The 13,136-nt window shown below is 54.9% G+C and carries 14 protein-coding genes; 5 read left to right on the forward strand and 9 right to left on the reverse strand.

The window, feature by feature from the left end:
* Window positions 1-13: 13 nt before the first annotated feature.
* The gene (locus B4M48_RS10050; protein ID WP_039384714.1) at window positions 14-1,315 is read right to left on the reverse strand and encodes a D-amino acid dehydrogenase; all 1,302 of its coding nucleotides are present in this window, start codon (window positions 1,313-1,315) and stop codon (window positions 14-16) included.
* A gap of 488 nt (window positions 1,316-1,803) precedes the next feature.
* Between B4M48_RS10050 and B4M48_RS10055 the strand changes: the two genes are divergently transcribed.
* Complete coding sequence (locus B4M48_RS10055; protein ID WP_039384715.1) at window positions 1,804-3,339, forward strand: SpoVR family protein; 1,536 nt, start codon at window positions 1,804-1,806, stop codon at window positions 3,337-3,339.
* A 35-nt stretch (window positions 3,340-3,374) separates the two neighbouring features.
* On the opposite strand, the gene fadR is transcribed toward B4M48_RS10055, so the two are convergent.
* Window positions 3,375-4,094 carry a fatty acid metabolism transcriptional regulator FadR gene (gene fadR / locus B4M48_RS10060; RefSeq protein WP_039384716.1) on the reverse strand — a complete coding sequence of 240 codons (720 nt, stop codon included), beginning with the start codon at window positions 4,092-4,094 and terminating at the stop codon, window positions 3,375-3,377.
* A 285-nt stretch (window positions 4,095-4,379) separates the two neighbouring features.
* On the opposite strand from fadR, the gene dsbB reads away from it, so the two are divergent.
* The gene (dsbB, locus tag B4M48_RS10065; protein ID WP_039384717.1) at window positions 4,380-4,910 is read left to right on the forward strand and encodes a disulfide bond formation protein DsbB; all 531 of its coding nucleotides are present in this window, start codon (window positions 4,380-4,382) and stop codon (window positions 4,908-4,910) included.
* A gap of 11 nt (window positions 4,911-4,921) precedes the next feature.
* Here the strand turns inward: dsbB and B4M48_RS10070 are convergent, their stop codons facing one another.
* The 3 genes from B4M48_RS10070 to B4M48_RS10080 all read right to left on the reverse strand — a co-directional run bounded on the left by B4M48_RS10070 (window position 4,922) and on the right by B4M48_RS10080 (window position 6,632).
* Window positions 4,922-5,368, reverse strand: coding sequence for a YcgN family cysteine cluster protein (locus B4M48_RS10070; protein WP_039384718.1), 447 nt, complete (start codon window positions 5,366-5,368; stop codon window positions 4,922-4,924).
* A gap of 65 nt (window positions 5,369-5,433) precedes the next feature.
* Window positions 5,434-6,093 carry a fumarylacetoacetate hydrolase family protein gene (locus tag B4M48_RS10075; protein WP_039384719.1) on the reverse strand — a complete coding sequence of 220 codons (660 nt, stop codon included), beginning with the start codon at window positions 6,091-6,093 and terminating at the stop codon, window positions 5,434-5,436.
* Window positions 6,094-6,356: 263 nt separating this feature from the next.
* Complete coding sequence (locus B4M48_RS10080; protein WP_039384721.1) at window positions 6,357-6,632, reverse strand: YcgL domain-containing protein; 276 nt, start codon at window positions 6,630-6,632, stop codon at window positions 6,357-6,359.
* A gap of 155 nt (window positions 6,633-6,787) precedes the next feature.
* Between B4M48_RS10080 and minC the strand changes: the two genes are divergently transcribed.
* Genes minC through minE form a run of 3 tightly spaced genes read left to right on the forward strand, consistent with a single transcriptional unit; the run spans window position 6,788 to window position 8,614 of the window.
* Entirely contained in the window at window positions 6,788-7,495 is a 708-nt protein-coding gene (minC, locus tag B4M48_RS10085; RefSeq protein ID WP_039384722.1) for a septum site-determining protein MinC, read from the forward strand.
* Window positions 7,496-7,528: 33 nt separating this feature from the next.
* Window positions 7,529-8,341: a septum site-determining protein MinD gene (gene minD / locus B4M48_RS10090; protein WP_039384727.1), complete on the forward strand. Its 813-nt coding sequence runs from the start codon at window positions 7,529-7,531 to the stop codon at window positions 8,339-8,341.
* Window positions 8,342-8,344: 3 nt separating this feature from the next.
* A complete protein-coding gene (gene minE / locus B4M48_RS10095) occupies window positions 8,345-8,614 on the forward strand; it encodes a cell division topological specificity factor MinE (RefSeq protein ID WP_039384731.1) in 270 nt (89 codons plus the stop codon).
* 55 nt (window positions 8,615-8,669) lie between these two features.
* On the opposite strand, the gene rnd is transcribed toward minE, so the two are convergent.
* The 4 genes from rnd to tsaB form a co-directional block, all read right to left on the reverse strand.
* Window positions 8,670-9,791, reverse strand: coding sequence for a ribonuclease D (rnd, locus tag B4M48_RS10100; RefSeq protein WP_071668922.1), 1,122 nt, complete (start codon window positions 9,789-9,791; stop codon window positions 8,670-8,672).
* Between the two features lie 99 nt (window positions 9,792-9,890).
* The gene (gene fadD, locus B4M48_RS10105; protein ID WP_139239674.1) at window positions 9,891-11,567 is read right to left on the reverse strand and encodes a long-chain-fatty-acid--CoA ligase FadD; all 1,677 of its coding nucleotides are present in this window, start codon (window positions 11,565-11,567) and stop codon (window positions 9,891-9,893) included.
* Window positions 11,568-11,772: 205 nt separating this feature from the next.
* A complete protein-coding gene (locus B4M48_RS10110; RefSeq protein WP_071668868.1) occupies window positions 11,773-12,366 on the reverse strand; it encodes a Slp family lipoprotein in 594 nt (197 codons plus the stop codon).
* A gap of 61 nt (window positions 12,367-12,427) precedes the next feature.
* A complete protein-coding gene (gene tsaB, locus B4M48_RS10115) occupies window positions 12,428-13,126 on the reverse strand; it encodes a tRNA (adenosine(37)-N6)-threonylcarbamoyltransferase complex dimerization subunit type 1 TsaB (protein ID WP_250340915.1) in 699 nt (232 codons plus the stop codon).
* Window positions 13,127-13,136 lie beyond the last annotated feature (10 nt).

The raw sequence follows: 13,136 nt of genomic DNA on the forward strand, positions 1-13,136 counted from the left end.
CTCTCCGTGAGTGTTAGCGTGCGATATCCGCGCGGCGTAAAGGCGATGCGTGCGAGGCAAAACCCGGCAGATAGCGCAATACAGAGAGATCGTCTGCGGCAATCGCGGGTTTCTGACCCGATACAATATCAGCCAGTAGCTGGCCGGAACCACAGGCCATGGTCCATCCCAGCGTACCGTGTCCGGTATTGAGATAGAGATTTGTCAGCGGGGTACGTCCCACAATTGGCGTACCGTCTGGCGTCATCGGACGCAGCCCCGTCCAGAAAGAGGCCTGTTCGATAAACCCGCCTTCAGGATAGAGATCGCGCACCACCATCTCCAGCGTTTCCCGCCGTGCCGGCAACAGTTTGGTGTTAAAACCAACAATTTCAGCCATGCCGCCTACCCGGATACGGTTATCAAAGCGGGTCACAGCGACTTTATAGGTCTCATCAAGGATCGTAGAGCGTGGCGCAGCGTCAGCATCTTTTACCGGAATAGTCAGCGAATAGCCTTTCAGCGGATAAACCGGAATGGCGAGGATATCTTTCAGCAGCGCGGTCGAATAGGAGCCAAATGCCACGACGTAAGCATCCGCTTTAATCACTTCATCTCCGCACTTCACACCATAGATGCGGTTGCCTTCACGCAGTAACCGATCAACCGGCGTATTGAAGCGAAACGTGACGCCTGCCGCCATAGCCATTTCTGCCAGGCGTTGGGTAAAGAGCTGACAATCACCGGTTTCATCATTAGGCAACCGCAGGCCACCGGTCAGCTTGTGCGCGGTAGCTGCCAGCGCCGGCTCGGCACGCTGCAGCTCATGAGCCTGCAGCAGCTCATAGGGCACGCCCGCCTCTTTCAACACGGCGATATCTTTACTGGCGCTGTCGAACTGCTGCTGAGTACGAAACAGCTGCAGCGTTCCGCCCTGCCGCTCTTCATAGGCAATTCCGGTTTCCGCCCGCAGCGTTTTCAGGCAGTCGCGACTGTATTCAGCGATACGTACCATGCGGGCTTTGTTTTCCTGATAGTGGCGCATATCGCAGTTACGCAGCATCTGCCACATCCACTCAAGCTGAAACCGGCTGCCGTCTGGCCGCATCGCCAGCGGTGCGTGGCGCTGAAACATCCATTTAATCGCTTTCAGCGGCACGCCAGGCGCGGCCCACGGCGCCGCATAGCCAGGCGAGATCTGACCGGCGTTACCGGCACTGGTTTCCAGCGCGGCGTCAGGCTGTCGATCGATGACGGTAACCTCATGTCCGGCCTGCGCCAGATACCAGGCACTTGCCACTCCCACCACCCCACTACCCAGAATCACGACACGCATAGGCCCCTCGAGACAAAAGCATAATTAACTGGTATGAGCACCTGAGTCAGAATAATCAGGCTGCTCTGTTTATCTTAGAATTGACCCGGCTATTTCACATCTTTTTTAACATTCTGCACACTTAAATCCTTCCTGATAGCAAAGATCAGAGTTTTACCGCTTCTGAAACGCTGACCGGAGCGCTTTGTCAGAAAAAAATCAGGGCTTTTTCCCTTTTTCAGCAGAATCACCCGCTGCTGCCTGACTGCAGTTTTTCCAGTTTATTATTCTGCCTTTTGATTTGCAGCCGGATTAATATCTCATAGCATGGTGTAATCGCGCTATCCGGATGATTTTCTGCCAAAAGAATTCGTTTGAGTTCCGTTATCGGATGCGAGACAGTGAACTATCCTTGATCTGTTCGCTCAGTTTTTGGGCGCTCTTTCTCAGGACGAAGCCTTCACCCGTGTGGCAGGGTCTTCCTGCCGCCTGCAAAACAGAGGTGCGCTATGACGACAATGTTTGACGAGCCAACCCGCAGCAGTAAACGACTCAGTGACGGGCCCGACTGGACATTTGAACTGCTTGATGTCTACCTGGCTGAAATCGACCGCGTGGCGAAAAGCTACGGGCTTGATACCTACCCGCATCAGATTGAAGTTATTACCTCCGAACAGATGATGGATGCCTACTCCAGCGTGGGGATGCCGATCAATTATGCGCACTGGTCGTTCGGTAAAAAGTTTATCGAAACCGAGCAGCGCTATAAGCATGGGCAGCAGGGGCTCGCCTATGAGATCGTCATCAACTCTAACCCCTGTATCGCCTATCTGATGGAAGAGAATACGATGACCATGCAGGCGCTGGTGATGGCCCACGCCTGCTACGGACACAACTCTTTCTTTAAAAATAATTATCTGTTCCGCAGCTGGACGGATGCGAGTTCAATCGTCGATTACCTGCTGTTTGCCCGTAACTATATTGCCGACTGTGAGGAGCGCTTTGGTGTCGAAGAGGTTGAGCGTCTGGTTGACTCCTGCCACGCCCTGATGAACTACGGCGTTGACCGCTATAAGCGCCCGCAGAAAATTTCACTGCAGGAGGAGAAAGCGCGGCAAAAGAGCCGCGAAGAGTATCTGCAGAGTCAGGTAAATACGCTATGGCGTACGCTGCCGCGTAAAGAGAAAGAGGCGTCGCACATAGAAGCCGCGCGCTATCCCTCTGAACCGCAGGAGAATCTGCTCTACTTTATGGAAAAAAATGCCCCTTTACTGGAGCCGTGGCAGCGCGAAGTGCTGCGCATCGTGCGTAAAGTAAGCCAGTATTTCTATCCGCAGAAACAGACGCAGGTGATGAATGAGGGCTGGGCAACCTTCTGGCACTACACGATCCTCAATCATCTCTATGACGAGGGCAAAGTATCAGAACGCTTTATGATGGAGTTTTTGCACAGTCATACCAACGTTATCTATCAGCCGCCTTATAACAGCCAGTGGTATAACGGTATTAACCCCTATGCCCTGGGGTTCGCTATGTTCCAGGATATCAAACGCATCTGTCAGGCGCCGACAGAAGAAGATCGCCACTGGTTCCCCGATATTGCCGGCTCCGACTGGCTTAAAACGCTGCATTTTGCGATGCGCGAGTTTAAAGATGAGAGCTTTATCAGCCAGTTCCTGTCGCCGAAAGTGATGCGCGATTTCCGTCTGTTCACCGTGATGGATGACGATCGCAATAACTATCTGGAAATTGCGGCGATTCATGATGAGGCTGGCTATCGCGCCATTCGCCAGCAGCTCTCTGCCCAGTATAATCTCAGCAATCTGGAACCCAATATTCAGGTCTATAACGTGGATCTGCGCGGCGACCGCTCGCTGACGCTGCGCTATGTTCCTCAGCAGCGTGCGCCGCTGGATAAAAGCCGGCGCGATGTGCTGAAACATGTTCACCGGCTCTGGGGATTTGATATTCATCTGGAGCAGCAGAACGAAGATGGCAGCATAGAACTGCTCGACCGATGTCCGCCGCGTGCGCCCGGACTCTGAGCATAAAAAAACCGGACTGAAGAGTCCGGTTTTCTTTAGCGCTTGTTACCGAGATCGTCTGGCAGATTTTTCTGCATACTGTGCCAGATCTCCCCGCTGCGGCGTCCATACACCCGCACGCACTCAACCACCTGCTCCTGCGTCGGCTGCTGCGAACACATATCCGCCAGCTGCTGATAAAAGCTGCGTGCCAGCTCGCGCGCTTCGGAATCAGAGAAATAGTGGCGTCCGACCCGCGTATAGAGCCCTTTCAGTCCGTTGAGGATCAGACCGTAAATCGGATTACCGGAAGCAAACGCCAGACCGCGGAATACCCGGTAATCAAGCTCAGCATAGGCATCAGCCTGATCCTGCTCATGCAGCGCGCTCTCCAGCACTTCGCGGGCTTTTTCCGGATGGTGACGCAGCGCACGGCTGATAAAAATAGAGGCGATGTTGCTGCGTACTGAGAGCAAATTATCAATCAGCTGCGGCACGCTGTCGTGATCGAGCCGGGCCAGCGTCTCAAGGATGTTGAGACCTGAGGTTTCCCAGAAATCATTTACGCGCGTCGGCTTGCCGTGCTGAATAGTGAGCCAGCCATCACGCGCCAGACGCTGCAGCACTTCGCGCAGGGTGGTGCGGGTAACGCCAATCAGTTCAGACAATTCACGTTCAGCAGGCAGAATCGACCCGGGGGGGAAACGACTGTTCCAGATACTCTCAATTATGTACTCTTCTGCGAATCCTGCAGGGCTCTGCGCCTTGATAACCATAGCGTTACGTTCTCATTGCGTTCTTAATCGTCATTACACTCATCATACCAGAGGGGCTATAGCGGAAATAGTCTGCCGGCGGATTAAAAGCATGGCCTGGCGCAAATTTCAGCATGCGGGCTGAATGCTTTCACCTGGCCCGGGACGGGCAAGTGGCTATCGGGTCAGACAACCTGCCACATAAACGATCTGCGTCATTTTTATCGCTGAATTCCTGATTGCAGGCTGGCAGCGTCGGGCTTTTGGTTTACACTGCCAGGCACTGATAGCTAAGGGAAATCCACTATGTTGCGATATCTGAATCTCTGCTCGCGCGGGCGTGGCGCCTGGCTGCTGCTGGCATTGACCGCGCTGGCGCTGGAGCTGGTGGCGCTGTTCTTCCAGCACGGTATGGGGCTTAAGCCCTGCGTGATGTGTATCTACGAGCGGTGTGCGCTGTTTGGCGTAATGGCGGCAGGCGTGGTGGGCGCTATTGCGCCGCAGACTCCGCTGCGCTGGGCCAGCCTGGCCATTTGGATCTACAGCGCCGCTGAGGGCTTGCGCTTATCCTGGGAGCATACCATGCTGCAGCTGCACCCTAACCCGTTTGTCACCTGCGACTTTGCCGCACGCTTTCCGGCATGGCTGCCGCTGGACAAATGGCTGCCCGCGGTATTTGTTGCCAGCGGCGACTGCGCTGAGCGCGGCTGGACGCTCCTCGGCTGGAGCATGCCGCAGTGGATGATCGCCATTTTTGCCGCCTACCTGCTGGTGGCGATAGTGGTACTTGTCGCTCAGATATTCAGGCCGCGTCAGCGCAACCTGTTTGGCCGCTGAGGGACGCAGAATCAGCCATTCCGATCGGGTCGGTCAATAATGTGATCTTCCCAGTCGCGTACTTCACTTTCGCGTACAGCGATGTAGCGCACCGAGATCCGCTGGGCATGCATCGCTTTTTTTGATCCCGCCAGCAGCGGATGCCAGGCGGGCAGCGCTTTGCCTTCGCCAAGCAGCCGGTAGGCGCAGGTGCGCGGCAGCCAGTTAAAGGTTGTGAGGTTTTCACGCGTGAGCTTGATACAATCTTCTTCATACTCAAACCGGCGTTCGTAGTTGCGGCACTGGCAGGTTTTAATATTCAGCTGGTTGCAGGCGACATTGGTGAAATAGATCTCATCCGTATCGGCGTCCTGCAGCTTATTCAGACAGCACTGTCCGCAGCCGTCACACAGCGATTCCCACTCAGCGTCGTCCATTTGTTCCAGACGTTTGGTCTGCCAGAAAGGTTGGTCACTCATCATTGCGGTCCGGGTTGTTCAGCAAAACCGCACCTTATAAAGGTTAAGATGCGGTGATGCAAGTATTACAGCACGCGCGTGCTGATACCGTGACCCGCAAGCGATATCTCAAGTTTATCCCCTGAGCGCAGCGGGCCTACGCCCTCTGGCGTGCCGGTCAGGATCACATCGCCCGCGCGCAGCGTAAAAAACTGGCTCATATAGGCGATGAGCGGCTTGATTTTGTGGATCATATCGGACGTAGAACCATGCTGACGCCGCTCTCCGTTCACCACCAGCTGCAGCTCGCTGTTTTGCGGATCGCCCGTGTACTCACCGACCGGAATAAAGCCGGAAAGCGGACAGGCGTTGTCGAACCCTTTCGCGCGCTCCCAGGGCTGACCCGCTTTTTTGAACCCCGCCTGCAGATCGCGCAGCGTAAGGTCCAGCGCTACGCCGTAACCCGCAATCGCTTTTGCCACATGCTCTTCGCTGGCCTGCTTTAACGTGGCGCCGATCAGGACAGCGAGTTCCACTTCATGATGTACGTCGCCTAACGCGGTCGGGATAGAGAGCGGCTGCCGCAAATCGCATAAGGCTGTCTCAGGTTTGATAAACAGCACCGGCTCATCCGGCGTTGCGCTTCCCATTTCTTTAATATGTTTTGCATAATTACTGCCTACGCATACCACTTTGCTGACCGGAAAATCCAGCAGAGCACCCTGCCAGTTACGATGCTGATACATATTTTTCACCTGCCTGAGTTATGTCTGCGCTCTGTCGGGATGACAGAGGCTCTGTGAGTAGCGGCCGGAACGGGGCGCCAGTAAAGATAATATTAACGGTTATCGCGACAGGTGTAACAGAAATTGTCAAAAGAGATTTATCTTTCTTACGACGGCGGGCAAACAAATATTAATTGCCCACGACAGGATGGAACATGGGCAATTAATTAATCACTGAACACTGAATATATTTACAGGCTATATTTTTTACAGATGAATCTGAATTAAACTTCTTTACCCTGCTCAAGATGGACGTTGAGCAAACTTTCTACAGGCGGCGGGATCTGCAAATAAAAACCCTGCTCGCGCAGTCCCTGCTTTACCTTTTCAATGTCTGCGTTGGCCAGTCTCTCACGCTTGTCCAGCGACAGCACCATCGCTAACTGCGGCTTGCCAAAACCTTTAAGCAGCGCTTCCGGCACGCGGGAGAAATCGTCCTTTTTTTCTACATAAAGATAAGTCTGGTCGCGTTGCGGGCTTCTATAGATCACACAAAACATATTTTTTACTCGAATTAACTGTTAGCGTCACTTGCCTGAATATTACAGTAACTATAACATGCTTGCAGAACTTCGAATATTGACCCGATGATGTTAATGGCGATTTTATCGACGTTCATCTCCGGGTCAAAAAAAACAGGACTGAGCCAGGACAGATGCCGCAATCGCCAATCGAATTCAAGGGAAGCAGTTTTACCCTGTCAGTTGTTCATCTGCACCATTCACAACCCGATGTGATTCGTCAGGCGCTGCAGGAGAAGATCGATCAGGCGCCGGCCTTTTTACAGAACGCTCCGGTCGTCCTGAACATCTCAGCGCTATCCGGAGATATTAACTGGAAGCAGATGCAGCAGGCGATCAGCGCCACCGGACTGCGTATCGTTGGCGTCAGCGGTTGCAAAGATGACGCCCAGAAAAAAATGGTGGCCCGCGCGGGCTTACCGGTGCTCTCTGAAGGCAAAGAGAACCGCAAAACGGCTGAAGCGCCGCCTGCGGAAGAAGCTGCTGCACCCGCTGTTGTTACCGAGAGCATCAACAAAACGCGCGTGGTGAATACGCCAGTGCGTTCCGGTCAGCAGATTTATGCCCGTAACGCCGACCTGATTGTGACCAGCAGCGTTAGCGCCGGAGCAGAACTGGTTGCCGATGGCAATATACATATTTACGGCATGATGCGCGGCCGGGCGCTGGCAGGCGCCAGTGGCGATCGTGACTGCCAGATTTTTTGTACTCACCTTGCCGCTGAGCTGGTCTCAATCGCCGGTGAGTACTGGATCATGGATCAGATTCCGGCGGAATTTTTTGGTAAAGCGGCGCGCCTCTGTCTGAAAGAGGGCGCGCTTACCATCCAGACACTTAATTAGGCCCCTTTTCTTTCGTTAAGGAAATCAACATTTATGGCACGCATTATTGTAGTAACATCGGGCAAAGGGGGCGTTGGCAAGACCACGTCAAGCGCGGCCATCGCGACAGGGTTAGCGCAAAAGGGCAAAAAAACCGTTGTTATCGACTTCGATATCGGTCTGCGTAATCTCGATTTGATTATGGGCTGTGAACGTCGCGTCGTGTATGACTTTGTGAATGTTATTCAGGGTGATGCAACTCTGAATCAGGCGCTGATCCGCGATAAACGCACCGAGCAGCTCTACATTCTGCCGGCATCGCAGACGCGTGATAAAGACGCTCTGACGCGCGAAGGCGTAGAGAAAGTGCTGAACGATTTAGCCGCTATGGAGTTCGATTTTATCGTCTGTGACTCCCCGGCGGGTATCGAAACCGGCGCGCTGATGGCGCTTTACTTCGCTGATGAAGCGATCATCACAACCAACCCGGAAGTCTCATCCGTACGCGACTCTGACCGTATTCTGGGCATTATCTCCTCTAAATCGCGCCGTGCTGAAAACAGCCAGGACCCGGTCAAAGAGCATCTGCTGCTGACCCGTTACAACCCAGGCCGTGTGACCCGTGGCGATATGCTCAGCATGGAAGATGTGCTGGAAATCCTGCGTATTCCGCTGGTCGGTGTTATTCCGGAAGATCAGTCTGTGCTGCGCGCCTCAAACCAGGGCGAACCGGTGATCCTCGACATCAATTCTGACGCCGGTAAAGCTTATGCTGATACCGTAGAACGCCTGCTTGGCGAAGAACGCCCCTTCCGCTTTATTGAAGAAGAGAAGAAGGGTTTCCTGAAACGCCTGTTCGGGGGATAACCAATGGCCTTACTCGATTTCTTTTTATCCCGTAAAAAGAGCACAGCCAATATAGCCAAGGAGCGGCTGCAGATCATCGTTGCTGAACGCAGGAGGGGCGACAGTGAGCCCCACTATTTGCCTCAGCTTAAACGCGATATCCTGGAAGTGATCTGCAAATATGTCAAAATCGATCCCGATATGGTGACAGTACAGCTCGATCAGAAAGGCGACGATATTTCGATTCTGGAGCTGAACGTGACGCTGCCGGAAACGGAAGACGCGCCGAAATGAGTGTAGCGGATCGCAGCGTTTCCCCTGCGTAATAGCGCAGGGGAAAACAGCGCGCTTAAAGTGCCTGCAGAATCTTGTCGATTCCCGGCTTCAGCAGCTCGCCACGCCAGCCGTTCAGCAGTTCGGGTGGACGGTTTGCTGATTTCAGCCCCCAGAACACGCTGAGAACCTGATTAATCTGACGGCGTGAAGCCAGCAGTTCCTGACCATATCCCGTTTCTTCGCTTACCTGCTGTACCAGCGCTTTAATCGCTTTAAAGACCTGCTTATAGTGCGGATGCTCAATAAGATTGGGCAGCGGTGCCGGTAGCGTTGCCTCATCCTGTGCCTGCGCCTCAGCGACCTGATCAATCATCGCTTTACCGTGAAAACGGATTTCATGGCCGTTGAGTCCAAGGTGATCCAGTTCACCGAGGCTGCCGGGCAGATAGCGAGCGACCTTCCACAAATTTTCTTCACGTACCACAAAATTAACCGCCATATCTTTCTGACGCGCGACCTTCAGGCGCCAGGCCGCCAGGCGCTGCAGTGCGGCCAGCTGGCGCGGACGCAGCTGCCAGGCGTTGGTAATATCGCGCCACGCCTCTTCAGGCTGCAATATATCGAGCCGGCGCTGACACAGCATGTCGCACTCGCTCAGGGCGGCTTTCATGTTGCCGGCGGCTTCAGTCTGCGCCATCAGCTCACGGGCAATAGGCAGCAGGTAGGCGACATCCGCTGCGGCATACTGGCACTGACGCTCGGTCAGCGGGCGCGCAAGCCAGTCGGTGCGGGCCTCACTTTTATCCAGTTCAATCTGGTTAAAGTGATTAACCATCGCTGCAAATCCCCAGGAGAGCGGCTGGCCGGAAAAGGCGGCCAGAATCTGCGTATCGATCATCGGCTGCGGCAGGCAACCAAAGCGATGCAGAAAGACTTCCAGATCTTCGCCTCCGGCGTGCAGGAATTTAGTCACCTGCGTATCCTGCAGCAGGGCGATAAACGGCGTCCAGTCACCAATCGGCAGTGGATCGATCAGAACCAGCTGTTCGCCATCAAACAGCTGAATCAGCCCGAGCTGAGGATAGTAGGTCCGGGTACGTACAAATTCAGTATCCAGAGCAACAGCATCATGCTGGCGAGCCAGGCGGCACACGTCAGCCAGCTGGTGGTCTTGGTCGATCAGGGTGTAATTCACGTATTTATTCCCGCTGCGCAAACCCCGCGCAGCGCTCCATGTTAAAAACAATAAAAACGCCGGTCGTAGCCGGCGTTAACCTGGGGAAGCATGGCGACACTACTGCCCTTCCCGCTTCGCCTCATCGCGCAGTTCGCGGCGTAAAATTTTGCCCACGTTTGTCTTTGGCAGCTCTTCACGAAACTCGATAATTTTCGGCACCTTGTAGCCGGTCAGCTGACGACGGCAGTGATCCAGCACCTCTTCTTTAGTCAGCCCGGGATCCTTTTTAACGATACAGACCTTCACCGCTTCACCCGAGAGTTCGCTTGGCACGCCAATCGCTGCAGCTTCACGAATTTTTGGATGCTGCATCAGCACATCTTCAATTTCGTTAGGATAGACGTTGAAGCCGGATACCAGAATCATATCTTTTTTACGATCGACAATCCGGATAAACCCTTCACTGTCCACGGTAACAATATCGCCGGTATGCAGCCAGCCATTTTTCAGCACTTCCAGCGTGGCATCAGGACGCTGCCAGTAGCCCGCCATCACCTGCGGGCCGCGGATACAGAGCTCACCCGGCTCACCCGGCGTCACATCATTATCCTGATCGTCAATAACCCGGATATCAGTAGAGGGCACCGGCAGGCCGATACTGCCGGTATGGCAGGTAATATCGTAAGGGTTAACCGATACCAGCGGGGAGCATTCGGTGAGGCCGTAGCCTTCAAGCAGGTAATGCCCGGTAAGCTTTTCCCAGCGCTCCGCTACCGCTTTCTGAACCGACATGCCTCCGCCAGCGGAGAGCCGCAGCGTGGAGAAATCGAGTTTATTAAAGTTTTCATCATTCAGCAGCGCATTGAACAGCGTGTTTACGCCGGTAATGGCGGTGAAAGGAAACTTAGCCAGCTCTTTAACGAATCCGGGTATGTCGCGCGGATTGGTAATCAGCAGATTAGTGCCGCCCAGATCGAGGAACAGCAGACAGTTAACCGTCAGCGCAAAAATATGGTAGAGCGGCAGCGCCGTTACCACCTGCTCCTGCCCGGCGCGCAGCAGTTTGCCGTAGGTGGCTTTTGTCTGCTCGAGGTTTGCCTGCATGTTGCCATGGGTGAGCATCGCGCCTTTGGCGACGCCGGTGGTGCCCCCGGTATACTGCAGAAATGCCAGATCGTCATTGCTGAGCGCCGGACGCTGATAAGCCATGCGTGCGCCCTGCTGCAGCGCATGCCGCAGCGGTACAGCTCCGGGCAAATGGTATTTCGGCACCAGCTTTTTGACATATTTGACCACAAAGTTCACCAGCGTCGCTTTGACCGGTGCCAGGTGATCGCCCATCCGCGTCAGCATCACGTGCTTTACCGCCGTCTCTGCCACAACTTTTTCCAGCGTGTGAGCAAAATTGGAAACGATAACAATGGCGCTGGCACCGCTGTCATTGAGCTGATGTTTCAGCTCGCGCGGGGTATAGAGCGGGTTAACATTTACCACCACCATACCGGCACGCAGTACGCCAAACAGCGCCACCGGATACTGCAGCAGATTAGGCATCATCAGCGCCACGCGATCGCCCTGCTGCAGTCCCAGCCCCTGCTGCAGCCAGGCGGCAAAGTCGCGGCTCTGCGCGTCGAGCTGGCGATAGGTCAGCGGCTGCCCCATATTGATAAAGGCAACGTTGTCGGCATAGTGCAACACCGCATGTTCAAAGAGATCGACCAGAGAGGGATAACGGTCGGCATTTATTTCTGCTGGCACATCTGGCGGATAGCGTTTCAGCCAAACTTTGGTCAAAGAGTCACCCCGATATTCTTGTTGCGTAGCCATCGCCGCCTCTGCAATCAGTGTTATTAACAATACTTTAACTGATTGTACCAGTTTGCCGGTTACGGCATTTTCAGGTTGCGAAGCCCATCACTAAATTTCGCGCGCCGGTTACGCGCCCAATAAAAAAGCCCGGCTGCGTGCACCGCAACCGGGCCGGAAAAGTATGTGGCGGCTACTCGGTCAGAATAGTCTGTACCTGAGCCGGCCCCCCCAGGTTCATCCCCCAGTAAGGGTTTGGCCCCCAGTAACCCGGATGATGCCGCGTCGGGCCATATCCGATCCAGGGATCGATTGGCTGCGGCGGCGTCATTACCTGCTGAGTCAGATGCCAGCGCTGATAGCCGCGCACATCAATCACAACAAAGTTATAACTGGCCTTGCCAATTTCACCTTTTTCGGTGCCTTTGATGGTACCCAGCACCGTAACATATTGGTTATTCACATCAACCGGATCGACAAATCCTTTGAGATCGGCATATATCCGTCCGATTGAGGCAGCCCCCAGCCGGGGCCGTGCGCTCTCATCCAGCGGCTGCGTGGCTATCTCCAGCCGCGTCAGTCCGTTGAGGTTTGTAACGCGAACCACTTTACCGCCAAAGCGTGACTCCTGCCCGGTATAGAGCTGGGGAGCGTTCATCACGCGCAATAAATCCTGCTGCGGAAGCGCCGAGCTTCCTTTAATAGAATCGGGTACGCTGACGCAGCCGCTCAGCAGCAATACACACGCCAGTACGCCACCAGCGATTCCAGCACGATAACCTGGCATAAGCACATCTCCTGTAATTTTTAATTTAGACTGGAGGTGCAAAAATAAGTTGCGTGGCGGCTCAGCGTCCGGGCAACTTTTTCCACGCCACTTCGTTACGCAGATAAACCGGCTCTGCATGCTCAACCGCTACGGTGTCGCCTCGCTGCCACGCCTGCAGCGCCAGCGGCAGCATATCTTCAGCCGCGGGCAGCGTAACCGGAGTGGCCAGTAGCGTTGCGCCCGGCGTGGTCATCAGCTCAGGCCATGCCTGCCAGCCGGTGCCTGCGGTCGCCCACTCGCCGCTCAGCGCCGCGATGCGGGCAGCAGCAGCCTCAGGCTTCAGCACCGCTTCGCTGTCGGCGCCGTGCCAGTGACCCGCATCATCGCGCTGATATTCAGCCCAGTAGACTTCACCCATGCGTGCATCAATCGCCACCAGCACACGAGTGGCACCGGTCAGCCGCCAGGCCCCCTGCGCCATCGTTGCCAGCGAAGAGACGCCAATCATGGGTAAGTTTGCGCCCAGCGCCAGCCCCTGCGCAATGCCAATACCAATGCGAACGCCGGTAAAACTGCCCGGCCCGCGCCCAAACGCCAGCGCATCCAGCGCGGTCAGGTCCAGCTGCAGCGCCTGCAGCAGCGACTGCACCAGCGGCAGAATGCGCTGCGTGTGATCGCGCGGAGCAATTTCAAAACGGGCATCGATCTGCTGCTGATTCAGCAGCGCGGCAGAACAGGCTTCTGTCGCCGTGTCCAGTGCTAAAATTCGGGCGGACATAACAACCTCA

This window comes from Pantoea sp. UBA6567 (assembly GCF_002434165.1).
Taxonomy (GTDB): Bacteria; Pseudomonadota; Gammaproteobacteria; order Enterobacterales; family Enterobacteriaceae; genus Pantoea; species Pantoea eucrina.

Coding starts and splice junctions, on each gene's coding strand:
- B4M48_RS10050 (WP_039384714.1), bottom strand. CDS start 1,315: ATGCGTGTCGTGATTCTGGGTAGTGGGGTGGTGGGAGTGGCAAGTGCC.
- B4M48_RS10055 (WP_039384715.1), top strand. CDS start 1,804: ATGACGACAATGTTTGACGAGCCAACCCGCAGCAGTAAACGACTCAGT.
- fadR (WP_039384716.1), bottom strand. CDS start 4,094: ATGGTTATCAAGGCGCAGAGCCCTGCAGGATTCGCAGAAGAGTACATA.
- dsbB (WP_039384717.1), top strand. CDS start 4,380: ATGTTGCGATATCTGAATCTCTGCTCGCGCGGGCGTGGCGCCTGGCTG.
- B4M48_RS10070 (WP_039384718.1), bottom strand. CDS start 5,368: ATGAGTGACCAACCTTTCTGGCAGACCAAACGTCTGGAACAAATGGAC.
- B4M48_RS10075 (WP_039384719.1), bottom strand. CDS start 6,093: ATGTATCAGCATCGTAACTGGCAGGGTGCTCTGCTGGATTTTCCGGTC.
- B4M48_RS10080 (WP_039384721.1), bottom strand. CDS start 6,632: ATGTTTTGTGTGATCTATAGAAGCCCGCAACGCGACCAGACTTATCTT.
- minC (WP_039384722.1), top strand. CDS start 6,788: ATGCCGCAATCGCCAATCGAATTCAAGGGAAGCAGTTTTACCCTGTCA.
- minD (WP_039384727.1), top strand. CDS start 7,529: ATGGCACGCATTATTGTAGTAACATCGGGCAAAGGGGGCGTTGGCAAG.
- minE (WP_039384731.1), top strand. CDS start 8,345: ATGGCCTTACTCGATTTCTTTTTATCCCGTAAAAAGAGCACAGCCAAT.
- B4M48_RS10110 (WP_071668868.1), bottom strand. CDS start 12,366: ATGCCAGGTTATCGTGCTGGAATCGCTGGTGGCGTACTGGCGTGTGTA.
- tsaB (WP_250340915.1), bottom strand. CDS start 13,126: ATGTCCGCCCGAATTTTAGCACTGGACACGGCGACAGAAGCCTGTTCT.